22 protein-coding genes and 1 pseudogene are annotated in these 25,632 nt (G+C 42.9%); 8 read left to right on the top strand and 15 right to left on the bottom strand.

The genetic code is table 11. The features are described from left to right. From ACR63T_RS05645 to lpxB, 4 genes are all read right to left on the bottom strand, one after another. The gene (locus tag ACR63T_RS05645; protein WP_472785041.1) at window positions 1–1,209 is read right to left on the bottom strand and encodes a CAP domain-containing protein; all 1,209 of its coding nucleotides are present in this window, start codon (window positions 1,207–1,209) and stop codon (window positions 1–3) included. 185 nt (window positions 1,210–1,394) lie between these two features. Beyond that, window positions 1,395–2,690 carry a CAP domain-containing protein gene (locus tag ACR63T_RS05640; RefSeq protein WP_472785040.1) on the bottom strand — a complete coding sequence of 432 codons (1,296 nt, stop codon included), beginning with the start codon at window positions 2,688–2,690 and terminating at the stop codon, window positions 1,395–1,397. A 47-nt stretch (window positions 2,691–2,737) separates the two neighbouring features. Next, window positions 2,738–3,613 (bottom strand): ribonuclease HII, encoded by an 876-nt coding sequence (locus ACR63T_RS05635; RefSeq protein ID WP_472785039.1) that lies wholly within the window; start codon window positions 3,611–3,613, stop codon window positions 2,738–2,740. 75 nt (window positions 3,614–3,688) lie between these two features. Continuing rightward, a complete protein-coding gene (gene lpxB / locus ACR63T_RS05630; protein WP_472785038.1) occupies window positions 3,689–4,975 on the bottom strand; it encodes a lipid-A-disaccharide synthase in 1,287 nt (428 codons plus the stop codon). A 179-nt stretch (window positions 4,976–5,154) separates the two neighbouring features. Between lpxB and ACR63T_RS05625 the strand changes: the two genes are divergently transcribed. Continuing rightward, complete coding sequence (locus tag ACR63T_RS05625) at window positions 5,155–6,237, top strand: 3-deoxy-7-phosphoheptulonate synthase (RefSeq protein ID WP_472785037.1); 1,083 nt, start codon at window positions 5,155–5,157, stop codon at window positions 6,235–6,237. Window positions 6,238–6,357: 120 nt separating this feature from the next. Here ACR63T_RS05625 and ACR63T_RS05620 read toward each other — a convergent pair whose 3' ends face one another. Both ACR63T_RS05620 and pepN read right to left on the bottom strand, forming a co-directional pair. Then, window positions 6,358–7,902 (bottom strand): inorganic phosphate transporter, encoded by a 1,545-nt coding sequence (locus ACR63T_RS05620; protein WP_305900045.1) that lies wholly within the window; start codon window positions 7,900–7,902, stop codon window positions 6,358–6,360. 166 nt (window positions 7,903–8,068) lie between these two features. Continuing rightward, window positions 8,069–10,669 (bottom strand): aminopeptidase N, encoded by a 2,601-nt coding sequence (pepN, locus tag ACR63T_RS05615; RefSeq protein WP_472785239.1) that lies wholly within the window; start codon window positions 10,667–10,669, stop codon window positions 8,069–8,071. 440 nt (window positions 10,670–11,109) lie between these two features. On the opposite strand from pepN, the gene ACR63T_RS05610 reads away from it, so the two are divergent. The 3 genes from ACR63T_RS05610 to ACR63T_RS05600 all read left to right on the top strand — a co-directional run bounded on the left by ACR63T_RS05610 (window position 11,110) and on the right by ACR63T_RS05600 (window position 13,275). After that, window positions 11,110–11,655: a DUF6231 family protein gene (locus ACR63T_RS05610; RefSeq protein ID WP_472785036.1), complete on the top strand. Its 546-nt coding sequence runs from the start codon at window positions 11,110–11,112 to the stop codon at window positions 11,653–11,655. Between the two features lie 294 nt (window positions 11,656–11,949). After that, window positions 11,950–12,498: a peptidoglycan-associated lipoprotein Pal gene (pal, locus tag ACR63T_RS05605; RefSeq protein WP_472785035.1), complete on the top strand. Its 549-nt coding sequence runs from the start codon at window positions 11,950–11,952 to the stop codon at window positions 12,496–12,498. Between the two features lie 150 nt (window positions 12,499–12,648). Further along, window positions 12,649–13,275 (top strand): 4'-phosphopantetheinyl transferase family protein, encoded by a 627-nt coding sequence (locus tag ACR63T_RS05600; RefSeq protein WP_472785034.1) that lies wholly within the window; start codon window positions 12,649–12,651, stop codon window positions 13,273–13,275. 128 nt (window positions 13,276–13,403) lie between these two features. Here ACR63T_RS05600 and ACR63T_RS05595 read toward each other — a convergent pair whose 3' ends face one another. From ACR63T_RS05595 to ACR63T_RS05580, 4 genes are all read right to left on the bottom strand, one after another. After that, window positions 13,404–14,237: a hypothetical protein gene (locus tag ACR63T_RS05595; protein ID WP_472785033.1), complete on the bottom strand. Its 834-nt coding sequence runs from the start codon at window positions 14,235–14,237 to the stop codon at window positions 13,404–13,406. Between the two features lie 459 nt (window positions 14,238–14,696). Beyond that, window positions 14,697–15,977 carry an enoyl-CoA hydratase/isomerase family protein gene (locus ACR63T_RS05590; protein ID WP_472785032.1) on the bottom strand — a complete coding sequence of 427 codons (1,281 nt, stop codon included), beginning with the start codon at window positions 15,975–15,977 and terminating at the stop codon, window positions 14,697–14,699. Window positions 15,978–16,036: 59 nt separating this feature from the next. Continuing rightward, the gene (locus tag ACR63T_RS05585; protein WP_472785031.1) at window positions 16,037–17,197 is read right to left on the bottom strand and encodes an acyl-CoA dehydrogenase family protein; all 1,161 of its coding nucleotides are present in this window, start codon (window positions 17,195–17,197) and stop codon (window positions 16,037–16,039) included. A 117-nt stretch (window positions 17,198–17,314) separates the two neighbouring features. Continuing rightward, a complete protein-coding gene (locus ACR63T_RS05580; protein WP_472785238.1) occupies window positions 17,315–18,511 on the bottom strand; it encodes an MFS transporter in 1,197 nt (398 codons plus the stop codon). 378 nt (window positions 18,512–18,889) lie between these two features. Between ACR63T_RS05580 and ACR63T_RS05575 the strand changes: the two are divergent. Next, window positions 18,890–19,018: pseudogene (locus tag ACR63T_RS05575) on the top strand (type I-F CRISPR-associated endonuclease Cas1f); the annotation flags it as partial. A gap of 205 nt (window positions 19,019–19,223) precedes the next feature. Here the strand turns inward: ACR63T_RS05575 and ACR63T_RS05570 are convergent. Beyond that, window positions 19,224–19,718 (bottom strand): hypothetical protein, encoded by a 495-nt coding sequence (locus tag ACR63T_RS05570; protein ID WP_472785030.1) that lies wholly within the window; start codon window positions 19,716–19,718, stop codon window positions 19,224–19,226. A gap of 234 nt (window positions 19,719–19,952) precedes the next feature. Continuing rightward, window positions 19,953–20,744 carry an ankyrin repeat domain-containing protein gene (locus ACR63T_RS05565; protein WP_472785029.1) on the bottom strand — a complete coding sequence of 264 codons (792 nt, stop codon included), beginning with the start codon at window positions 20,742–20,744 and terminating at the stop codon, window positions 19,953–19,955. Between the two features lie 228 nt (window positions 20,745–20,972). Between ACR63T_RS05565 and ACR63T_RS05560 the strand changes: the two genes are divergently transcribed. The 3 genes from ACR63T_RS05560 to ACR63T_RS05550 all read left to right on the top strand — a co-directional run bounded on the left by ACR63T_RS05560 (window position 20,973) and on the right by ACR63T_RS05550 (window position 22,948). Further along, window positions 20,973–21,719: a hypothetical protein gene (locus ACR63T_RS05560; protein WP_305900036.1), complete on the top strand. Its 747-nt coding sequence runs from the start codon at window positions 20,973–20,975 to the stop codon at window positions 21,717–21,719. Window positions 21,720–21,828: 109 nt separating this feature from the next. Then, window positions 21,829–22,575 (top strand): hypothetical protein, encoded by a 747-nt coding sequence (locus tag ACR63T_RS05555; RefSeq protein ID WP_472785028.1) that lies wholly within the window; start codon window positions 21,829–21,831, stop codon window positions 22,573–22,575. 61 nt (window positions 22,576–22,636) lie between these two features. Further along, window positions 22,637–22,948, top strand: coding sequence for a DUF1244 domain-containing protein (locus tag ACR63T_RS05550; RefSeq protein ID WP_201572982.1), 312 nt, complete (start codon window positions 22,637–22,639; stop codon window positions 22,946–22,948). Window positions 22,949–23,011: 63 nt separating this feature from the next. Here ACR63T_RS05550 and ACR63T_RS05545 read toward each other — a convergent pair whose 3' ends face one another. The 3 genes from ACR63T_RS05545 to ACR63T_RS05535 form a co-directional block, all read right to left on the bottom strand. Next, window positions 23,012–23,455, bottom strand: a complete 444-nt coding sequence (locus tag ACR63T_RS05545) for an SRPBCC family protein (protein ID WP_472785027.1) — start codon at window positions 23,453–23,455, stop codon at window positions 23,012–23,014. 60 nt (window positions 23,456–23,515) lie between these two features. Beyond that, complete coding sequence (locus ACR63T_RS05540; RefSeq protein ID WP_472785026.1) at window positions 23,516–23,953, bottom strand: DUF3429 domain-containing protein; 438 nt, start codon at window positions 23,951–23,953, stop codon at window positions 23,516–23,518. Between the two features lie 73 nt (window positions 23,954–24,026). Next, window positions 24,027–25,448, bottom strand: coding sequence for a DASH family cryptochrome (locus ACR63T_RS05535; RefSeq protein WP_472785025.1), 1,422 nt, complete (start codon window positions 25,446–25,448; stop codon window positions 24,027–24,029). Window positions 25,449–25,632: the final 184 nt, after the last annotated feature.

Here is a 25,632-nt window from a genome sequence, read left to right as displayed (position 1 = left end):
TTAATAATTTACATGACCTGTTGTAAAGGTAAAAGATTTGTTGACGAGTCTTTTGTTATCTATCAAAACATCAAAACTAACCCGATAGTCGCTATTACCATAAAGGCCACAATTTGTGTTCTTTATGGATTTACGCTCACAGCTTTTGAGGTGGTCGGTTAGCGGTAAAATAAAGGCTTCATTAGCAGGTAACTCATAGATAGTGTTTTTGTAGGGATCTTGACTGGCATCTAGTATCTGAATGGGCACTTCCCTATCACGCGCAACATCATAAAAGCTCACTTGCTTGATTTTCATCGATTTCGCAGAGGGTATATTGATATAGATAGGCTGTCCAATAGGATTGGTTTGCAGGTTGCGCTTGGTCTTAAAAGGATTTGGCGTCTCATTATAGAGTGCGGTAACGGTTCCTTTGACATCTTGGCAAGGATAAGTAAAAACACCGTTTACTGTCGTGTTTTTGGTCGCTTGTGTTGCGGTTGTATAGTTGACCAAAACATAGCCTTGATAGGTATTAGCATCTTTAGAAAACGGCTTGTAGGCGGCCATACTAGACCCTAGCAAGCTCAAGTTAGGCTTCATTAGAGCGCGCAAATGATAAGGGGCGGCCAGTAGCGACTTGGTCATAGATCTCGTTGCGATATCGGGCGCGATAATATCACCAAAAGAATTAAAGTGAATGGATTGCGCAACATTCTCAGAAACATCATAAGAAGCTTTACTATACTTTGCCGTTAGTAAGCGCTTTTTTATACCATCGCCACTAAAGAAAGGGTTACTTGCGCCTGTGACATGAGCTATATTGCTGATTTTATTTTGAAAGTGCGCGTTAAAGACTGTTGGCGCGGCGTTGGCATACACATACTTAATATAGTTTGCGTGATTAATGGCCATATTTTCAAGCTCTAAATCATCTGACAGAGTACTTAATCCACAGCGCTTGCGAGCTACATTAACTTCATTGTTAGAGATAGTAACCGCGGCTTTGTTATGGCTGGCAGACCTGCCATTGATGATAACCACAGGGTGATTATGAGCGGGGGTTTTTATTGATTTGATAGGTTTTGCAGCTCGGCTATCCATAGCCATATCTTGCGGTGTTGCCGCGCGAATTGATTTTTTTGATGCTTGGTTACTGTTACAGCCTATAACAAATGGTATAAACAAAAGAGCCAACCCTAAATGCTTCCATGCGGGTATTGCAGTCATTATCTATCCTGTTTTATCGATATAAGCGTGCCTAAGCGACGCACTATATTTAAAAAATAGGATAGTTAAACATTTTTTTACAAAGTATTTCTGTTAATCGGACGACTTGCAAGTTCAAGATTTTAGAGAAGATAAATAGTTTATTTAGAAGTGTTTGTTAAGCACTGTTAAACTATATATTGAAATCAATAACTTACCTCACCTGTGCTAAAGGTAAAGGTTTTATTGACGAGTGCCTTATTATCTATCATGACATCGAAGCTTACGCGGTATTGGCTATTACCATACAGACCACAATTTTCACCAATTTTAGGTCGATGCTCACAGCTTTTGAGATGATCTGTCAGCGGCAAAATAAAAGCCTCATTGGCAGGAAGCTCATAGCTGGTATTTTTGTAGGGATCTTGATCAGTATCTAGTAGCTGAATGGGTATTTCGCTATTACGTGCGACATCATAGAAGCTGACGTTGCTGATCTTTATGGTTGTAGCAGTAGGCACATTGATATAGATAGGTTGTCCGATGGGATTGGTTTGCAGATTGCGCGTGCCTCTAAAAGGATCTGGCGTCTCGTTATACAGCGCTGTGACGGTATCTGTCACCCCTTGGCAAGGATAAGTAAAAATACCGCTATAACTGACATCTTTGCTGGTTTTGGCGGCGGCGGCATAGTTGACTAGAGCGTAGCTTTGATAGGTGTTGGCATCTTTATCGTAAGGTTTGAAAGCGACTACGCCCGTACCTGTCACGCTAGAATTAGGAATCATCAACGCCCGCAGATGATAAGGGGCAGCAAGCAACGACTTAATCATAGACCGTGACGCACTATCTGATGCGACCATATCACCAAGAGAATGATAGTAGCTGGATTGAGCAATGTTCTCAGCGACGCCATAAGCGATGTTATTATAGTTTGCTCTCTGCAAGCGCTCTTTGAGCTCATCACCTGTAAAGTACGGATTATTGCGACCTGTTACCTTTGCAATATCGTCAATCTGTCTTTGAGAATGCGCGTTAAAAAGCGTTGGCGTCGAGTTTGCAAAAACATAATTGATATAATTGGCATGAGTAACTGCCATTTTCTCCAGCTCAGAATCCTCTGATAAATCGCTTAACTTGCAACTTGTCCGCGCTAGATTGATCTCATTATTGGCAATGCTAGCGGCATTTCTATCAGAGCTGCTACCATTATCCGAATGGCTAGCAGCTATAGTGTCATCCGCCATAGTATCTTCAAAAGCTGGCTTACCAGCTTGGCTATCTGCATTATTATCTGGCAAGCTACTAGCTGGATCAAGGTCATCAGTCATTCGAAAATCAGCAATTGCAGCGACCATTTTGACCATAAAGGCATCTAAATCTTTTATATATATCGCCTTTAGATAAGTCCTATCTGCGCCATCATGGGCAGGTAATAGTAAAAGTAGGATTAATACTATTAACGGCTTATTAGATGACTGACTAAATGCTTTGGCGCTCATGCACTGCCCTATTTACTCTTGTCATTGTTATAATGACCGCTTTCATTCTAGACGTTTTTATTCTTGGCTAGCTTTTTAGCGACTGGCCCAAAGCTACGTCGATGCGCCTCTAATACCCCATAGTCATCGATAGCTTGGATATGAGCGCGGGTGGGATAGCCTTTGTGCTTTGCAATATTATACTGTGGATGGTTTGCATCCAAAGCATACATCGCTTTATCACGACTGACTTTAGCTAAGATACTAGCGGCGGCAATGCTAGTATGGCGCGCATCACCCTTCACCCACGCTTGGCTATCGATGTTGGCACGCTCTATCCCTGCTTGGGCCAGCTTGTCATAATCGAGCTCAGGACAGCGATTACCGTCGTATAACACTTCAATTGATACTGATTCAGACGCGCTCTTGGCATCGTTAGTAACATACGGTGCTATTGCTTCTAATAAGATCTCAGTACATAAGCGCATACCCAGCATCGTAGCTTGCAAGATATTGATTTGATCAATGATAGCTGCAGGTATATCGGCGATCACATAGCCTAGCGCATGCTGCTGTACTAACGGATAGAGAATATCGCGCTTTTTTTCACTAAGCTGTTTGGAGTCGGTGAGTATAGATAGTGGCGTATCTTGTAAGGGCTTATCTTCAATGAGTCCCGACCAAGCGCTGGGTAGTAGTGCGCTAGCCACATTGACACTGCCCAGTAAGGGGCCGCGACCTGCTTCATCGATGCCGATCTGTAACGGCGCTTGAGCTAAATCTTGAGTAAAGGATTGCAACTCATTGCACAGATCAGCGGCCTTTAGCTCACCTCTGATATAAATAGGTGCTGCTAAGCTGAGGTGTTGCCCCTTAACATCGATACGTTCGATAGTGGTTTCAATACAGATAACGGCTTTGTCCAAACTAGAATAATAGCTCATAAATTAACTTTTTATAGATGATAATTTGCTTATGCTCAGCTTCGTTAATGATAACTCAGTTGACGATGACAGCTTTTATTTGGCATTGTTTTTTAGATACCAGTGCTCAATGACACTAGTTGCAGGGTCATGATTGCTCTGTTGTTGTAGCATGTGCTTAGTATCTTTGAGAGCCTGTAATTGTTCACTATAAGCTCTTGGCTGAAGTAATTGCATAACAGTACGACAGATATTCTCGCCACTAGCCTGCTCTTGAATAAGCTCTGGCACAATAGCGTGATTGGCTAAGATATTCGGCAAGGCGACATAGGAGACTTTGACTAAGCGTTTGACTATTCTGTAGGTCATCTTATTCAATTGATAAACCACAACCATTGGACGCTCAAGTAGCATTGCCTCAAGGGTGGCTGTGCCTGACGCTAATAGGACAATATCTGAGGCCGCCATGGCTTGCTGGCTAAAGGCTGGCAGGCTCTCGTCATAGACCACGACTATCGCGGCACGTAGCTGCTCAGAGCGCTTGTCAATCACTTCTTGGACAATGTACTGATGATTTTGATCGACCGTTGGTACGATAAAACATAGATTCGGATCGAGCAATAGCAGCTTTTGGATACCATCGAGCATCAACGGTAAAATAGCGGTAATCTCCCCGCGCCGTGAGCCTGGCATCACACAGACCAGTTGACTGACCTCGGCGAAACGGGTGGTAAAAAACTGCTGCAAACCATCGTTATGCCAGACCAGCTCACTACGTAATTGATTGGTAGGCGTATGCTCCAAGTGCTTATCTATAGTATGTAGTAGCGGATGTCCAACACAAATAGCAGGATGGTCATGACGCTCATAAACGGCCAGCTCAAACGGAAATAAACATAGCACTAAGTCAGTAGCGGCTTTGATACCGTGAATACGTGATTCGCGCCACGCCCAGATCGATGGGCTAACGTATTGCACACAAAATATGCCTTTAGGTTTGAGCTTCTTGGCTACGCGCAGATTAAAATCAGGCGCATCAATACCGATAAACCAGTCAATATTAGCGTCTGCAAATGCCGTCAATAGCTCGCGTCTTGCCTTAAAAAGATCGGACAATTGCGATAGAACTTCCACTAAGCCCATCACTGCCAAGCGCGCCAGCGGAAAAATACTTTGTATCCCCTCAGCTTGCATCTTGGTACCGCCAACACCCACCCACACGATATCGTCACGCAGAGCATTCATCTGGCGCATAAAGTCCGCGCCTAAGCTATCACCCGATACCTCACCTGCCACTATACCTATCACGAGTGGCGGTTTATGATGATTCTGTGCCTGAGAGAGTAGCTCTGTATGCTTAACAGGGGCGATAGAATTGGCCATGAAAACTCTTCTTATTATTAACACGCTATGAATGAGGGGCTCTAAAAAGGATGAGTATAACAAATTATTGGTTTTGACATTCCAGTTATCAGGTAATAAAAGTACCGACTGCCCTTGTCAACGCACTGTTTTCAACGCATAATAACTATTCCTATAAATTGGCTATACGAAGTATTATCATGACCACACCAGCTACTCATAATGCAGATATCGATGACGTGAATATCGAACAGTTCATACCCTTAATTACCCCAGCTGAGCTAAAAACTGAGCTGCCTTTGTCAGATGCCGCCTATAAAACGGTATTGAAAGGTCGTAATACGATTCAAGACATCCTAGATGATAAAGACCACCGTCTTTTTGTGGTGATCGGCCCTTGTTCAATCCATGACATAAAAGCCGCTCACGAATATGCAGATCGCTTGGCGGTACTCGCTAAAGAGATCGAAGATAGTATCTTTGTCGTTATGCGCGTCTATTTTGAAAAGCCGCGTACGACTGTTGGCTGGAAAGGGATGATTAATGATCCTGATATGAATGACAGCTTCGATATCGAAAAAGGTCTACGCACCGCCCGTAAGTTACTGCTCGACCTAAATGAAAAGGGCTTGCCTTGCGCGACCGAAGCGCTCGATCCAAACACTCCGCAATATATGCAAGACTTGATTAGCTGGTCGGCGATTGGTGCACGGACTACTGAGAGTCAAACGCATCGTGAGATGAGCTCAGGCTTATCTTGCCCCGTCGGCTTCAAAAACGGTACTGATGGTGGTATGACTGTCGCGGTCAATGCGATGCAGGCGGTAAAAGCAGGACATAGCTTCTTAGGTCTGTCCTCAGATGGCAAAGTATCTATCATCAAGTCTAAAGGTAATCCATACGCCCATGTCGTATTGCGTGGTGGTAACGGCAAGCCTAACTATGATGCTACTGCTGTTGAGCAAGTCGAAAACGCGCTCTCTCAAGGTAAAACCAGCAATAAGATTATGATTGACTCAAGCCATGCCAATTCAGGTAAAGACCCTTACCTGCAACCGATGGTCATCAATAACGTCGCTGAGCAAATTCAAAACGGTAATAAGTCGATTATCGGTATGATGATTGAGAGCCATCTAAAAGGCGGCAGTCAAAAACTCACCGCAGATCTAAGCCAGTTAGAATACGGCGTATCGATCACTGATGGTTGCCTCGATTGGGATAGCACGGTTACGGCCCTGCATAATTTGCGCGATATGGTAAAAGACATCTTACCTACTCGCTGATTACTTATATTTACTTGCTCACTTGATGAGCTGCACTTTTTATAAAAAATAAAAAGCTCACCTATTTAGGTGGGCTTTTTATTTGTATCGATAACTATTATAAAAGTACTGATAAGAATATTAAGGCAGCAGTGCCCCTCTAATAGTATAAAAAATCAACGCCGCTAATAGAGCAGAGGCTGGTACAGTGATGAGCCAAGCAGCAGCGATTCTTAGCAATGCTGAGCGCCTTACTAGCTCTTTTTTATATACCTTTTTTAGGTTTTTCCTTTCACGCTTAGTAAAGACAGTAGCCGTATTCTCTTGTTTTAGGGTTTGCAACATCCTGTGCTTGCCCGCTACCGTTGCCTTTTGAAAATCCTTTAAAAAAGTCTCAACCACTTCATGTTCAGACTCTTTATGGTGCTGCATAATCTCATCGACCATTATATCATAGGATTTTTTGATATATTCACGCAAGAATCCCACACCGAAGATAGCGCCTACAGCAATATGGGTAGAACTGACGGGTAAGCCTAATTGTGAGGCAAAAATGACTGTAATAGACGCTGCCATCGCCACGCTAAAGGCACGTAGCTTATTGAGTTCTGTGATTTCCGAGCCGACCGTACGAATAAGTTTAGGACCAAATAGTGCTAAGCCCAATACGATACCGATAGCGCCAACCAGCATTACCCATAGCGGAATAGCCGCTTCACTAGCGATACCGCCGCTGGTAATCGCATCGTTAATTGCAGCTAATGGCCCGATAGCATTGGCAACATCGTTAGCCCCATGAGCAAAACTAAGCATAGCAGCGGCAAATATCAAAGGCGCAGTGAATAGCGCATTGATGGAATCTTTGTCATTCTCAAGTTTATCAGCGGCCTTGACAATGAAGGGCTTGATTATAAAGTAGGTGACAATAGCGATAAAAAGTCCAATAGAGATTGCCGATAAAAAATTAACTTCAAATATTTTTTTCAAGCCTTTCATGATGAGATAGCTACTAAATGACCATGCCATTATAGCTATCAGTAGCGGCACCATACGCTTAGCGGCGGCTATTTTATCGTCTTTATAAGTAATCGTATGCTTGATAAACATCAAAAAAGCAGCGGCAATGATGCCACCTAAGACTGGAGATATCACCCAACTTGAGGCTATCGCTATCATTTGACTCCAATTAACAATACCCCAACCGCCTGCTGCTATACCAGCACCCATAACGCCGCCCACAATAGAATGCGTCGTCGATACTGGTGCCCCTATTGCCGTGGCAAAATTAAGCCATACCGCTCCCGCCAGTAAAGCGGCCATCATCACCCAAACAAAGACTGAACTATCCTCAATCATACTAGGGTCGATAATACCGCTTTTGATAGTGCTAACCACATCCCCGCCAGCAATAAGTGCGCCGGCTGCCTCGAATATCCCTGCAATAAAGATCGCACCCATCAAAGTCAAAGCTTGTGAACCTACCGCGGGGCCCACATTATTCGCCACATCATTGGCACCAATATTCAATGCCATATAACCGCCAATCATCGCCGCTACTATCAGCATTAAACGATTTGGAACATCAGCAGTATTAAAGTGTGTAAACAACATAACACCCATAATGAATAACAATACTAAGCCCATTCGCAGTGCTTCACCGCGACCGTAGCCCGATTTTTGTTCCATTTTTTCAATACTTTTTAGATCCATACCCCAAACACCCCTAATACTATTTTAAAAAGATATCTAACAAAATTAGTAATTCGCTTGTATTTTATAATTATTAATAAAGGCCATCTTAGTTAAGACAGCCTTTATTAATTGACTTTTTGAGCTGACTGCTTAATTGTGCCTACTTATTCGCCGCTCCCAATACGCTATCCAAACTCTCAAGCACATGCTTGGACGTCGCTTGTTGCTGCAAATTAACCAATTTGTCATGTGCCATAGCTCGGCGCGGCTCGACCAAGGTGTACCAGCGGGCTAGTACTTGTAGTAATCGTGACGCCATCACAGGGTTTGCCTCATCCAGCTTTTTGATCACATTAATGTAAATATCCAAACCCTCATCGGTCCATAATACCGCAGGCTGAGCGGTAAAAGCACTTACCACTGAGCGTATGCGGTTTGGTGTATTCCAATCGAAGTCGTCATGCGCCAGCAAAGTCTTGATAATATCAGTGGTCACATGAGTGCTAGAGGCTTGCACACTGAACCACAGATCTATCACCAGATCATCAGCAGCAAAGCGTTGATAAAAATCCGCTAAATACTTATCGGCAGATAAATGCTGATGATTAACCATCGCTTTTAGCGCGCCCAAACGCTCGGTCATGCAGCTGGCATTATCGTACTGCAGCTTTGCCCAAATATCAGCACCATCAACTTGAGCTGTCAGAGCCATATCTAGCACCACATTACGTAAAGCACGCGCGCCTAATGCTTCAGGTGTGTCTGAATAAGGCTGTAGTGGCAGCTGCTCATAAAGCTTCGCTAACTTATCTTTTAGGGACTCGGCAACTTGACTGTACAGCGTTTGGCGCTGCTCTTTGACTTGTTCTGGATCATAATCCGTGCTAATAGCCGATGCCAGCTCTTGTGCTGATGGGATATCGAGCAGGCGTGCGGCTAACATTGCATCAGTAGCTGCAAGCATAGGCAAGGTTTTGGCTAAAGCGGCTAAATATACCTTTGGATCGCTATTTTGCAATAAGATTCGATTAACCAGCATTTGCGTTACTTGCCAGCGATTAAAGCCATTAGTCTCATGCGTGAGCAAAAACGCTAAGTCTTCATTTTGATAATCATAATTGAGCTGTACAGGCGCACTAAAGTCGCGCAATAACGACACTATTGGCTCATTACTAATATTGTCAAAGCTAAAGGTTTGCTCTGCTTGCTCAAGCAACAGCATACGCTCACCAATAATTTCGCCTGTAGTTCTATCAAAAAGCGCGGTCGCTACAGGGATAGGTAGTGGCTTTGGCGCATCAAATCCAGCAACATGACGGGTCTGCTGACTCAGGGTAATCGTTACCGTTTGCGTCTCGCTGTCGTACTGCTGATGACCTGATAGCACAGGCGTACCTGGCTGACGATACCAGTCGATAAAGTCCTCAACCTTACTATCAGTAATACTGAGCGCGGATAAAAAATCCTCAACCGTTACCGCTTGTCCATCGTAACGGCGAAAATACTCGTCAGTGCCTGCTCTAAAGTTATCTGGTCCAAGTGTATTGGCAATCATGCGTACGATTTCAGCGCCTTTCTCGTACACCGTAGCGGTATAAAAGTTATTGATCTCAACGAAGCTCTCAGGACGCACAGGATGCGCTAGTGGCCCTGCATCTTCAGCGAACTGATGAGCGCGCAAGGTTGCTACATCGTCGATCCGCTGTACCGCGCTCGACTGTTGGTCGGCTGAGAACGACTGATCACGGAACACCGTAAAACCTTCTTTTAGGCATAATTGAAACCAATCGCGACAGGTAATACGGTTACCTGTCCAGTTATGAAAGTACTCATGGGCAATAACGGCTTTGACATTAAAGCTACGCGCATCAGTCGTGGTCTCAGGACTCGATAACACGCAAGCGGTATTAAATATATTAAGGCCTTTATTCTCCATAGCACCCATATTGAACTGACTTACTGCTACGATCATATAGCGATCTAAATCGTAAGCACGGCCATAATTGATCTCATCCCAGACCATCGAGTCTTTGAGCGCTTGCATACCAACATGACATTTATCGATGTCACTGGCTTTGGCAAATAACTCAAGAGTGACCTCACGACCTTCACTGGTGATGTGCTGATCGGTAAGCACTGCTAAATCAGCGAACACACAGGCGAATAGATAGCTCGGCTTATTAGTCGGATCGTGCCAAATCGCATAATGACGATCGGTATCGCCTGCGACTTCTCCTTGCTCAACTAAATTGCCATTGCCGAGCAGCGTTGGAAAAAGCTTATCAGCCTCAAGACGGGTAGTAAAGACCGATAGCACATCGGGGCGATCAGGATAAAACGTTATCTTACGAAAGCCCTCAGGCTCACACTGCGTGACAAACATCGTCTCCGCGCCTGTACCCGCTATATATAAGCCCTCAAGCGCAGTATTAGTCTGTGGGCAGATTCTCACCTGTAGCTCTAAGGTCAACTCATTTGGGGCATCGGTGATCGTCAGCTTATTGGCATCTTGATGATAACGCTCGGTCGATAGTGTCTCGCCATCAAGCTTGATAGTGAGCAGCTCCATATCCTCACCGAACAGTACCAAATCACCTGCGCTCTGTCGTGACATGACCAGCTTACTGTCCACTGTGGCGTCATCAGCAAATAATTTGATATCCAAATCCACCGTTTTTACCGTAAAACTTGGTGGCTGATAGTCTTTTAGATTAATCTTATCACTATGTTCACTAGGATTGTGATCGGGAACATCAGGCATTTGGGCATTGATAATAGTGTTATTATTGTCGGTAATTGACATGATACTTCCTATTTAAATAAATAATTTGTCGAGATCAGGGTCTGTTGAACATTCGATCATGGCACTGACAGCGACTATTTTTTGGTCGATTCTAGATTAAAAATATCTAGTTTAGTCATTCTAAGCGGATCTTTTTAATGACGAATCGGCAAAAAAGCGACCTGTCCTTGCAGGCTGATGCTAAAATTGCTCTATTCGTTGTAAAAATCTAGCCAAGGCATCTGCATTACCTGCAATTTTTACCTAGACTAGAACCATTTTAGCTATCAGCAGTGCTCATTTATGAATGTTCAACAGACCCTAAGCTTTACTTGGGTTGGTATAAAATTTTATTTCAAGTATAGTTTATTTTCAGGTGCAACCCTATCAAAGAATGGTCAGTACTATGGTTAATCATTATGCAAAATAATCTTAAGTCTCCTAAAGTCACTCTACCATTACTAGTAGCCTACGTGACCGAATTATCGACGACGCTAAAGGACAAAGATAAAAATACAGATCTGCTGTGGGTCATGGAAAATAAAGACGCTTTGGCGACCCTGAATGCTCAAGCTCATGCCTATACAGCCACAAGTCATGCGATAAACGATACGACCATAACCTTACTAGCGCTAGCAAAACAAACCTCTCTTAGTCGCTATAACTTGGCGTGCTTTTGGTTGCCGACATTGACAGAGGAGACACTACAGCCTTATATTCCGTTAATGATGCGCTACCGTGATCTCTATGCGGCGCACCTGATAATCGCAGTAAGTCAAGAGATCGATCTGCGTCACTATGGCCTGATACCTTTAGATATCGTTAATCATGAGCAAGCCGCTCCTTACGCAGCCTTAGATATAACTATTTGGCAATTTAACATTTATGATTATAAGCAACTGCCAAACTGGTTAAATAGCGATTATTGGGCCAACCCTGAGAACTGGGATAAGCGTCGCTGGTAAATGATAATTTATAGCAGTCGTTATAATAATCGCGTGGCGGTATCACTAAAAAAACATAATCGAAAGACATAATCAAAAATTATCAATAAAGACATGTATCACCTTTTAATCGCTTGATAAAGCCATTCGATATGTAAATAGATGACCACTTACATAATAATAAGTAGACTTCGATCAGATTTACAGTAATACTACTTACACATCTTAACACCGACTCTACTATGAGCAGCAATTGCTCAATTTTTGCATCCGTTTTGACAATAAAAATATTTATCAAGCACTTAGGAGCTTCACATGTCACTCTATACTACTTTTTCTAATACAACCACTAGCCGTTTTGGTAAAATTGCAGCTCTAGCGGTATTATCTACTGCCGTTGCGATAACCACAGGTTGTGCTACCAAACGTGCAACCTCAGAGGTTGTGGTTGCACCTTTAGGTATCCCAAGTGGTCAAATCGGTTATGCTGGTGGCGCACTAGTTAGTAACTCTAATGTTATCATTGGCGCTGCTGACAACTTGCAAGCAGTGGTCTATTTTGACTTTGACAGTAGTGCTATTACGGCTCAATCTGCAAGCATTCTTAATCAACATGCGAACCTATTAAGCTCAAATCCTGCCGCCAGCGTACTGATCGCAGGTAACACCGATGAGCGTGGCAGCCGTGAATATAATATCGCTCTAGGTGAGCGTCGTGCTCAAGCCGCTAGTGCTTATTTAGCAGGTCAAGGCGTCGCGCCTAATAATATCCGTGTGATTAGCTACGGCGAAGAGCGTCCTGCTGTAGCTGGCAATAGTGAAGAGGCCTACGCGCAGAATCGTCGCGCTGAGCTCTCTTATTAATTATAAAAGCGTCCAACACGCTCTGATCAACCAGCTGTTATAAAATTAACCCAGTGATATTATTATTGCTGGGTTTTTTAGCATTAAAATTGAGCTTGTCTTTAACAACACAAAACTTTAAAACAGTCACTAATACTGATGTTTGCACTTATGATATCACTCAATAATATTCAGTTTACTCAGCTTGATGCTAATAGTTATTGCGCTACAGCAAGCTTAGCGCTGACTGTGCCGATAGTAGGGTCAGACGCTTGGACAGATAAAACCTCAAAACGTCAGAATCAACGCGACGGTGTACGACTACTACTACAAAGGCTACTGACTGAGCTGGCTATTGTAGATACTTTAGATGAGTTGACTTTCCCCTATAGACTCACCCGCCATGGATACTATGTGTGCTTTAGCCATTCGGCGGATAAAGTCGCGGTAGCTATCAGCTATCAGCAAGCTGTCGGTATTGATGTTGAGGTCAATACCGTAGCTTGGAAAGTCGCCAAACGTTATTATCATGCCAGTGAAATTGCGATACTAGAGCTATTGCCAATCGCGAGACGTGATTATTTAGTCAAGCTACTTTGGCAAGTCAAAGAAAGCTTGATCAAAATTGATCAAAATAAGTTAGCAGCAGGATTGGGTGTGCCTTATACGGCACTGGCTAGACAGTTAGTTGAAAATGATGATATAGCTGATAGCTCATCTATTCAATTGAATCATCATCACGCTGCTAACCGTCAGCTTATGATTCTTGCAACACAACAGACGGTTATTGTTTTTTAGTAAAAAATACATGGTTAGCCGATCACTTTAGACATTTACAAGTTTTACTTCAGTAGATTTTAGACATAAAAAAAGCAACCCGAAGGCTGCTCTTTTTTGATCATTTATAGAAGCTACTTTTCTATAAATTAGAAGCGGTAAGTTGCACCTAATTTAACGATTGGTAAGATTTCTAAGTAATCTTTATCTTCTAGCTCTTGTGTAGCAGCTGCAGCCGCATTTCTTGTATCAGTACCACTAGCGGTAACATCAGCATCTACTTTACCTAAGTATGCAGCACCAACTTCACCAAACACACCGAAGTTATTAGTAATATTAGGACGGAAACCAACAGTTAGGTAAGGGGCTAACTTGTTACGGTGCTCAAGAGTACCTTTTAAAGTACCTACGTCATCTGTTCCACCCTGAGTATAATCTACGTCGCCAATTCTGTAGACGCCACCATTAGAGTTAGCAGTTACGTCGATATTGTTATCTGGAACGATGATACCAGCACCCATAGTGAACCAGTTCGCTGCTGGACGTAACTGAACACCCATATACGGATTGCTAAAGTCTGTATCTAGTTCATAGTTGATATCGTTAGCATCAAAATCACCGCCGATTAGATCAGCAACATCGCCACCTGCCCAACCTGCTTGTAGTTCAACTTTATCGTTGATGCTGTAACCTAAGTTAGCACCATAACCCATTGAACCAACTTCAGCACTGATAGAAGCTGGGTTTAACAAAGTACCGAAGATAGTTTTAGTACCACCAACTAGTGCACCAGTAGTGTTACGGATACCACCAACCACCGCACCAGTAGTATTACGGATAACACCTCTGTCTTCATAAGCATAATTAGACGAGTTAGTAGGCTGTACTGCATTACCGTCAACCATATAAACTGGCTCAGCGGCTAGAGCAGCAGTTGAAGCTAAAACAGCGGCAGAAATTGCCGTTAATTGAATAATTCTCATGGTGGTTCTCCTAAAGTATGAAATGTAGCCCGAAAAAAACGATTATTTGGTATTGTTTTAAACAATCAGTTTGTTGAGCAGATTAAAACAATTTTGGCTCAAAAAGTCACCCCTAAAAGCACTCTTTTTATTTACTGTTATGTAAATATTGCATAGCAATTGTAATGATTACTAATACAACCTGGCTATACAGGCTTTGTGGTTACATTACACCTGCAAATCAGTTTTATAGAGTAGCTACTAAACTTTGTTTAAAATTAGGAGTTACAAGTCAAACCTTACTTCATTTTTACAACATCTATCAGTGACGCCTATTATGACACCGCGTATGGTATACCACTACATGTAACACAAATGTTGTATTTTGTTAGTATTTCTTATTTATATTAATGCTACGTTTTAAGAAAAAGTTGTATTTTATTAGCTGTATTTGTATAAGCTCAATCTAATTAGTCTAGCCTAACGGGCATATTGAGCACTAAGAGCGTCGTCTCCTAACCAAGTAGACAAAGGATGCTGACCTGATTGATAAGGATTTTGCAGATGTTGCTCAATATAACTTTGCCCCTCAGCACTAAAACAATCCACGAGCTGGCGTGACCATTTTGGATTCTTATCTTTCTCTATAAGCAGTGCGCGTACCCCTTCTTTAAAGTCAGGATTGGCGGCGCAGTGCACAGCAACATTCAGCTCTAAATACAAGACTTGCTCTAAAGAGAGCTGTGCAACCTTATGATACAGCGTAAAGGCAAGCGCGGCGGTAACTGGACAGCCTTGTCTATAGGTGTTGATGGCTTTTTGTACCCAAGGGTCTTGAGCAAATGCCGTATCAAGCTTAGCTAAGGCGCTATCATCTCGCAATAGCGCATCGATATCTAGCAAGTCACCACTATTCATGATTTGTTGAATCGGCTGCCAATGAGTCGCCAGTTTACTTTGATCAAGATCGGCTTTGGGCAGCTGGGCTAAAGTGCGACTAACAATACTATAGGCGTCAATCAGATAGCTGGAGTCAAATACTGACTGCCAATCGCTTGCTAATAGCTTCTGCAAAACTAAGTTGTAGTTTTGGCTATCAACGCTGTATTCTGCAAAACTCGTAAATAAGGCATCATTGCCGTTACAGTGCACGCCCGTTAGCCCCAAGAACAGTCCTAGCTTGGCAGGCATACGCTGCAAAAACCAGCTACCAGAGGCATCGGGGAATAAGCCGATAGTGATCTCAGGCATCGCAAAACGTGTGCGCTCAGTGACAATCCGATGACTACAAGCGGCCATCAACCCCATACCGCCACCCATGATAATACCATCGCCCCACAAGATTAGCGGCTTGGGATAAAAGTGCATCTGCCGATAGAGCTTATACTCATCACCAAAAAACTCAGTGGCATAAGGGTTAGGCATTGGCGCATCGACGCCCATACTGTCGTAGAGCTTACGGATATCGCCACCTGCACAGAACGCTTTGTCGCCTGCTCCCCTTAACAGTATTGCTACTATTTCAGGTTGCGTCTGCCACTGCTCAAGCTGCTGCGATAACAGCTGGCACATCTCTACACTTAGCGCGTTTAGAGACTTTGGGCTATTCAAAGTCATAATACCTAGATAATGACCGCTAGTAGTTTTTTCGGTCGTAAAAATCACAGGTGCATCTGCTGCTGTACGCTCGTTGGTTTTGGCATTACTAACATTGTTATTACTTATGTCAGTATCATATTTAGGATCGTTTGCTGCGCTCATAAAGTGGCCTATATGTTTTATAAGTTTTAAAAAATAGAAAATAAAAAGTTACCATACGTTTAATACAACAGATCCAGTCCGTCCTCTTGTAGCAATTGCCGCGAGATAATGACGCGCATAATCTCATTGGTGCCTTCTAATATCTGATGCACACGCAAATCACGCACATGGCGCTCAAGCGGATAATCATTGAGATAACCATAGCCGCCATGCAACTGTAGAGCTTGGTTCGCAACCTCAAAGCTCAAATCAGTTGATAGACGTTTTGCCATCGCGCAATAGACGCCAGCTTGGGGATCATGGCTATCGACTTTACTGGCGGCTAAATAAATCATGTGCCGCGCGGTAATCGTTTGAGTAAGCATATCAGCCAGCTTGAACTGTACCGATTGCAGATCTGCTATCGGACTACCAAACTGACTGCGCTCTTTGACATAGCTAGTCGCAGTCTCAAGCGCGGCTTGCGCAGTACCGACCGCACAGATACCGATATTAATACGACCGCCATCCAAGCCTTTCATCGCCATTTTAAAGCCTTCGCCCTCCTCGCCTAAGCGATTCGCCACTGGCACCTTTACCTTATTAAAGCTGATCGTGCGCGTTGGCTGCGCCTTCCAGCCCATTTTATGCTCGCTCTTACCATACTCAATGCCCTCACTGTGCGCATCAACTACAAATGCAGAAATACCTTTGGGCCCAGCTGCACCTGTACGTGCCATAACGACTAACACATCAGTGGCACCTGCTCCTGAGATAAAAACCTTTTCGCCTGTTAATAAATAATAGTCGCCCTCTCTAGCAGCTTTGGTACGCAAGGAGGCGGCATCTGAGCCTGCATTGGCCTCGGTTAGACAATAACTACCGAGTAACTCACCATTGACCATCTGTGGCACATACTGCTGCGCTAATGACGCGCTGCCATACTCGCCAATCATCCAGCACACCATATTATGGATGGTCATATAGGAAGCTATAGAGGTATCACCCCAAGACAGTTGCTCAAATATCATAGCTGAATCTAAACGCGATAAGCCTAAACCTTCGTAATCTGTAGACGTATATAAGCCCAAAAACCCAAGTTCAGCCGCTTGCTTGATGACTTCTACTGGAAAGTAGGACTCTCGATCCCAGGTAGCCGCATTGGGTTGTAGCTCTTTGACAGCGAACTGCTTTGCAGTTTGTTTAAAAGCAATTTGCTCATCGGTTAATGAAAAATCCATCAATTACTCCTTCATCGTTGAATTAGTCTTTATGGGTTAAGTCTCTTTTATAGATAAACAGTATAATAAAAAATCTCATACAAGCTATAAGCTTTTATAAAAACAGCCTTGACACTTTTAATGGGTAGCTAGCTTGGCGGTACGCTTGGTCTTAATCATGCCAAAACTTGCCATTAATAGCGCCAATACCTGCACAAATAACAGCAGCCATACCGTAAGCGACCATTGTCCATGGGTATAAGCAATACCGCATAGCCACGCGCCCAATGTGCCACCTGCATAGTAGCCCATATAATACAGCCCTGAGGCTAGTGAACGACCTTTTTTTACATTGACAGCAATGTAACTAATCGTTGCCGCTTGGGTGACAAACACGCCAGTAGACATAACCGCCAGCCCTAACACTACGCCCCATAGCGGTGTCATCAGAGTCAAGAGCACGCCGAGCATCGACACTACTACTGCCACTTGTATCGTTCGCGCTGAGCCAAATCGATTGAGTAGAGAAGTGGTCAATGGGGTGATAACGACCCCAATTAGATACACGGCAAAAATATTCGCTAGCTGACCAGTGCTCAGCTTATAAGGCGTATTAGCCAAATGCAAATTAATAAAGGTAAAGCAGCCCACCAGTGAGAACAAGACACAAGCGCCGAGCAGACAAGCGGTCACCACATAACGATCGGTCAGATGCTCGCCAAGAGTTTTTATAGCAGAGCGAAAGTTAGGATTGGCCCTAAAGCAGCGTGATTGGGGCAAGGCTCTCGTCACCCAAACCGCGCCAATAAGGGTCATGCCAGCCATCACATAATAAGCGTGTCGCCAGCCGATAAACTCCTCTAAATGCCCCAGTATAAAGCGTCCCATAAAGCCGCCAAGCACCGCGCCTGACACATAAAAGGACATTAGTTCAGTCACTGCCTTGCCTTTGAACTCTTCACCAATATAAGCTATCGCCACCACCGTGATGCCAGGCACGGATAGACCCTGCATAAAGCGCCATAATCCTAGCCAGCCAAGCGTTGGACTTTGCGCAATAAGCGCCGTTGGAATAGCTAAGAATAATAACGCGCCAACGATAAAGACCTTGCGACCCATAGCATCCGATAACATCCCCAAAAATGGCGACATAATCGCAATCGCTAATATCGTTGCACCAACGATCATCCCTGCCTGTACCTCAGTCGCAGCAAAATCCGTCATTAACACAGGTAGTATCGCCTGTATCGAATACACCTGTAAAAAGGCAAATACTCCAATGAGCCCAATGGTCAGCTTGAGCACCAGCGATGGCGAGCTGGCTTGTGGTGACATGGGCGCTGAGTCGTTAGAAGTTGATGTTTTAGAGTTATTCACAAGGAGGCTGACTATGTTGGACGCGGTTTAGCTGGCGTGGCTAGTAGGAGTAAAATCGTAAAAACCAATCTTGATATGCGCTTAGTGATTACGGTTGTAAGTACGCTATGGTAGCACATTGTAAGATGGTCTCAGCGCTAAAAAGGGTGCAATAACAGTGCAATAACTAGGGTCTGTTGATTATTATTAATAAATAAATATCTAGCGTCATCTGTTGTCGTATGACTAATTTTAACCCTTGTTTTTAATGACAGAGCTGTTTAGTATAAATCAACAATAATTTACTTTTGTATTATTATAAAACTTCTGACTCATTGGATACCTCTTGGAGCTGTTATGGTCAAACCTACCTCTCGCAAAAACGCTTATACCGATAATAGCTTCGCCTCATCCGATCTCAAAACTATCTTACATTCAAAACGCGCTAATATTTATTATTTGTCGCACTGTCGGGTTATGCAAAAGTGACTTAGTAAGCACAGGTACAGTTGACCAAACTCATATCGCACTTCATCACCGCATAGGTTACTTAGAAATGAATGATTGATTGACTCTATCTATCCAATAGCATCATCTAATTCGTCAAACGCTTTTTTAAATGTTCTAAAACTACTATCGTCTATGATAAGGACAAACTTACCGCTGCATTCTATCTCAACAACTTTCAAAATTAATTTTCTTCAATTGCTTGAAGCTCAAATTTTATCGCTCTAAGACGCAATATTGATGCGCCTAGCGGCATATCATTAAAGACGCGCTTTATATCACCTTCACTGTGCATACAATACTGCTGTGTTCTAGCCGCTAGCAACCTTGTATACTCAAGCGAGCGATCAGAATAAATCAAGCGGCTGGCAGGCTGACCATCAATAGTCATATTTTGGCGTTCATATTTTCGAGCGTCTGAATAGCGCTGTGCTATTTCGCTGGCAGGTATATCATGCATCAGGCTCATAGCTGTTAAACGCCTGTAGCTACGATTCATGTTTTCCTTAGCTTGTTCGGTTGTCATACTACCTGCAGGCATCAAATCATCTACTGCCATCATGAGATAAACGGCACAGATAAGGCTGTCATCCTCATTTAAGATGCTAGCCTGCGTTGTAGATGGCACGCCCAAACTAACCCCAACACCTATCGCTACCAATCCCGCCTGTAACCGCATGAGCAAGCCCTCTATCCGATATGTTTTGACTGATTGTATCATTATTGCTTTGAACAATAATAGACTTTGTGTTCGACCTACCATCTAGGCAGTGAGTGACTTTGAGCATATTAGGTATCTTGATCATAGACGTAGCTGGAAAGTTGGCAGGAGCAATTCGCGTCTTAAAAATAGCCAGAAAGGCCGCTAATGATTAGCGGCCTTTCTGGCTGAATGCCCAATTCTTAGTTCTACCTACTCACAGCTCGCCTCACCCGTACGATGGTTGATCGCGCCATTGGCTTTTAGCAACTGCTGCATCTCAACTAACCCGCGAGTACACGCATAGGAATATGCGCCTTGGTTATATGAGCCTAAGCTTTTGTTATCAGTGGTTGCTACTAAATTGGGGTTAGCACCTTTAGAGAATAGATATTTCACCGTCTCTAAACGATTATTACTGGCTGACACCATGATTAACGTCTCCCCATCGCTCTCACGAGTTTGATCGTTTAGATCAACGCCTTCACTAGCATCCAATAAGTTATAAACCTTTTTAACTACGTTAGTATTCTTGCCTAATGCCGCTGACTTTAGCACATTATAGACGTCACCTTTATCAGTAGCTTGCAGACTAGCACCTTGATTAATCAGATAATCTACCATATCCTCATAACCGATAAATGCCGCCCAGCCAAGAGCCGTTTGACCTAAATTACCAGTGTCTTTTGCTTCTAAGTTTTGACCACTCTCAACCATGTATCTAACCGTAGGTAGATCGCCTTTTTTGACCGCATCGAACCATTTAGCATCAACGCCAGTCGATGGCTTGGCATAAAAGTTACGATAAGATAGCTTGTCCTTATTGACGATATCGAAGTTTTCAGCGGCGCTAAAGCGATAGCCCGTTTGCGGGGTAGGTGCAGTTTGTACGGCTATAGTCGTGGTATTAGCTTTAGAGTTGCTATTTGGGCTTATATTTGAGCAGCCTGTCATCAGCATAGCCGTCATAATAGCTGAAGCGCTTAGTTTAAAAATATAATTCATGGTATAGCCTCAGATAAGTAAAAGAATAAGTAGCATCAATATCAAAGACGTTTTTGAAAATAACACTAATTAAAGATCATTTAGTAAAGCTAAATTGTAATGCATAGCTTTAGAATAAGAAGACAAAACGCTGTATAGCGTTTGTTACCTGTGTTATCACTTAAAGGAAATAATAGGTACTATTCACCTTAAATATTATTAATTCAAAGTAAAATAGGAATAATCACTATGTCAGACAAAATTCATGATTTAGGCGCAGGTTTTTGGAGCATTCGTGGCTCGTTTGTCAGAGACAACATCATCGATATCGGCAATCAATCAGCGTTAGTCAAACTGGCATCAGGCAAGTTCATCCTCCTAGATAGCTACACCCTCACTGGTGAAGTGCGCGCGCAAGTTATGGCTTTGACTGATAACGGTCAAGATATAGAAGCCGTGCTCAACGTGCATCCTTTTCATACTGTACACTGTGCTCGCGTTGCCAAAGACTTTCCGCACGCTACCTTTTATGGCAGTGCTCGTCATCACAAAGAGGTTCCAGAAGTCGATTGGAACGAGGATTATGTCGAAAGTAAAGCAGTAGCTGAGCGCTACCCAGAGCTTAAATTTTCAGTTCCTAAAGGAATTTATTATATAGCGCCAGATGATTCGATACATTCAGGCTCGCTGTTAGTTTTTCATCCTGCTAGTCAAAGCTTGTATGTGGATGATACTATTCAGACTCCGCCCTCCAAGCTATTTGACGAAGTGCAAGCAAATATAAATTTGCATGCGACTACTTTGAAAGCGCTCATTGATGAGCCAAACGCGGGCAAAGACTATTGCGACTGGGCAATAAAGCTTGCGCATGATTGGCGTGAGACACGCCATTTCTGTAGTGCGCATTCTGGATTAGTCGTATTTGCAGAAGGTGAGTTTGAAGAAAAACTGCTAGCGGCTATCGATAAAGCGCGTTCAACTTTAGAAGCAGGATAAATTATCATTAATCTCAAACTTTAAAACTCAACTGTTAAAACTTAAATTTCAGAGATATATACAGTCAATTGTACATATCTCTAAAATAAAAACTAATTAGGAGATATCAATGTCAGAGAAAATTCATGATTTAGGCTCAGGATTTTGGAACATACGTGGTGATTTTCGTATTGGTGGCGTTATCAACATCGGCACCCAGTGTTCACTAGTCAAGCTTGAGTCAGGCAAATTTATCTTTTTGGATAGCTATACGCTAACCGATGATATTCGCTCAAAAGTTATGGGCTTGACGAACGATGGTAAAGATGTAGAAGCAGTGCTCAACTTGCATCCCTTTCACACTATTCACTGTGCGCAAATGGCGAAAGATTTTCCGCAAGCTGTCTTTTATGGTAGTAGCCGTCACAAGCAAAAAGTAGCTGATGTAAGTTGGAGCGATGATTTAGTTGAGAGTAGAGCTGTAGCGCAGCGCTATCCTGAGCTTGAATTTTCACTATCGCAAGGGATCTACTATATTCATGCCAACGAGATGATTCATGCAGGCTCGCTTTTAGCTTATCATCCAGCTAGTAAAAGCTTGCATGTCGATGACACTTTTATGAGTCCGCCTACTAAGTTGCTTGGGAAACTGCTACCAGAGATTATGCTGCATCCGACAACCAAAAAAGCACTTGACGACAATTCAAACGCAGGTAAAGAGTATTGTGATTGGGCAAGTAACTTAGCTCATGACTGGCGTGAAGTGCGCAACTTCTGCGCCGCACACTCTTATTTGGTTAGATTTAAAGAAGGCGAATTTGAAAAATCTTTGCTTAAAGCAGTAAATAAAGCTCGTCCTAAACTTGAAAATTCTTAAGTCAATTAAAGCTTAAGCGTTTGTATTAAAAATTGAGCATTAACAATTAAGGAAGTTTTTTATGGCAAAATTAGAATCCAATATCGAGTTAGAAGCCGCTGCTTTTCGGCGGTTATTAGCTCATCTAGACGAGCGTAAAGATGTGCAAAATATCGAACTTATGAATCTTGCTGACTTTTGTCGCAACTGTTTATCTAAATGGTATAAAGCGGCTGGTGAGGAGCGCGGCATTGCAATCGATTATGAAGAGGCACGCGAACTCGTTTATGGTATGCCCTATTCTGAATGGAAAGACAAGTATCAACTAAAAGCAACGCCCGAGCAGTTGGCGCGCTTTAACGAAATTGAAGCTGCCAAGAATAAAGCCGATTAAAATTAAAAGTAGTCTTCTAAGCTTAAAATTTTAACCGCTAAATAGTGAAAAATAGCCGCTGAGTTAGCGGCTTTCTATTGCCTTGAGTATGCTGCTAAATCCTACTGTACCTTGTTTCTGCATTTTGCGATCAAGTAAACGACCGATTAATGGCAATGGGACTACTATTCGACCTTCGGACACCCAAGTCACCCGTGTGCTGCCATCGCCTAAATCTTTTAGATCAATAATGCCTTTATCGTGCTGCATTTTTACAGGCCTAGCTTTTTCTATTTGATATTGCATGTGAGTCGGACGCTCAAACGCAGTAATTCGCTCCCAAAATTTAATAGGTCCCGTCTGTATGGTACGCAGAGCGCCAATACCATTGCGCTCCTTATCACCCTCAGTCACTAGCTTAGCAACCCCTACAGCTTTGAATGATCCATAACTGGCATGATCGCTCAGTGCTTCAAACACTTCATCAATCGGCTTTTTTATAATGCGTTCTACTTTTATTTTAAACATTAGGTTATCTCGTTATAGTTAAAGGATTTAGCTTTCTTTTATATTATTCACAGATAAGTTCTATAGTTGTACTGCTGCCACAATCAGCGAAATGACCACGATTAACGTCACATACTTTCTCACAGTAAAATATTTGTCATCGATTACTCGTGCTTTATTAAGTCCATAATCGATAATGAGTAAAGCAATAAAGCTAATAATAAGCAACCAAATAAAGCTCGCAATTGATAATATTAAAAATCCAAGCCATAAAGCTAGCGCAATGACATTACTGAAAATAGGTAATTTAACTGCCCAAGCATTGTCATCGGCTAAGCTCAAATGATTACCCCACTGCGCCCCTGCCATAAAGGTAGCAATCACTAGACCATAAACCGCTAGAATATGCTCAGTCGTACCCAAAGCCTGTATCGCATCGATCCCAATAGTAATCAGAACAGCACAAGCTATAAAAGGGATAGCACCTGCAAAAGTCAAATAAGGACTGGGTTTTTTCATAAAGTCATTTCGTTTTATAGAGTCTGTTGTAATTAATTTATAATTCAACTTCTAGATTATGTTCTATCTAACATTAAGCCCATCTATCGATAAACTTATTTTTGGGATCATGCTGCTGGGTTTGTTTTGATAGATTGAACTGTCGGCAGCCGCGAGGATCAGCCCCTACTCCTGCCAAATATTGCCAATTACCCCAGTTGCTGGCGACATCATAATCGATTAGCTGCTGCTCAAAATAAGTCGCCCCATAGCGCCAGTCTAACCCCAACTCATGAATAAAGGCACTGGCTACTATCTGCCGACCACGGTTGGACATATAGCCCGTGCTATTGAGCTGATTCATGCAAGCATTGACTATAGGGTAGCCCGTTTCGCCCTTTTGCCATTGAATAAGTCGCTGCTCTTTAGGCGCCTTACCTGAGCGATTATCGTACAGCGTTGCCGGCTTGTGACTGCTGATGCCTTGGAAGGTAAACAGCTGCTTTTGATGAACATCGGCATACCAATAAAAATACTCACGCCAGAGCAGCTCAAACCATATCCAATAAGTAGAGTCATTAGCGACAATTTCACGCTCATACTGACGTAAGCGATTGAGCAGTACCTTTACAGATAGTGAGCCATTCGCCAGCCAAGCAGAGAACTTAGTAGAGTGTGTCCAGTCATCAAGTGTATTTCGCGTCTCTTTATAAATGCTGGGTGCATCAGATTCAAAATAGCTATTAAGATGCTCTATAGCGCTAGTCTCACCGCCTTTAAACTGACTTTGAGGATTAACTTCCGCCTGATTATTAAAGAATTGATTACTAAAAAACAGCTCGCTATCCCCATTGATATTTATCAAAGCATCAGGCATTTCTGGCAGCGTCGCTGGTGTTTGAGTAATAAGTAAATCAAAGTCGGCAGTCAATAAATCATGATCATACTCAACCTTTTTACGGAACTGAGTATAGATTTGCGGTAACGCTTTGGTCGGCATGTCATCAAACAGGGTCGTGACCGCTTGCACATGCCAATCGATATGTGGGTACTTATCTTGCAGCGCTTTATAAGCTTGATTTTGCGCGTAATCTGCCGTTTGGCTCACGCAAATATCAGTGACCTGTTGTGCTTCGATCAGCTGACATAATTGAGTAAAGGTGTCTGACTGTGCTGACTCATCCTGTGAATTGCTTTGCTGAAAGCCGTCATTTTTTAGGCATAGTAGCCTATTACCAAGCTGCTGCAGAGAGCGATCTAAATCCGCCAAGCTCTCTAGTAAAAATTGCGCTCTTGATACGCCCATCTCATCAAAATGATAAGCCTGACTCCAATTATTTGAGTTTGAGCTATCCACTAGTGCTTGCGCGTAGACCAGTAGCAGTCGTCCGTTATTATCATCAGTCAATTGGGCGGCTTTAACTAAAGTGGCGTTATCATGAACGCGTAGATCATTATGGAATAGCACTAGTGATGTTTTGGCAGTAGGTGGACTATTTACAGGCGTATTTGACATCGTTACGGTTCCAAAAGTTATTGTTCTATGTCTCTTAAACTAGGGCATATTAAACTATAGTATCTAAAGAAACATCGAACAGTATATGGCTTGTTAACCGCGTGTATTAATACTACTTTTGCTTTACTTATATTATGTAGGTACTACATCTTCACTAAGCTGTTATTGACTAAATTTAAGCTGA

It is taken from the genome of Psychrobacter sp. M17(2026) (assembly GCF_055699815.1).
The sequence above is the reverse complement of the archived record's forward strand: the minus strand, read 5'-3'. Positions and strand labels throughout refer to the sequence as shown.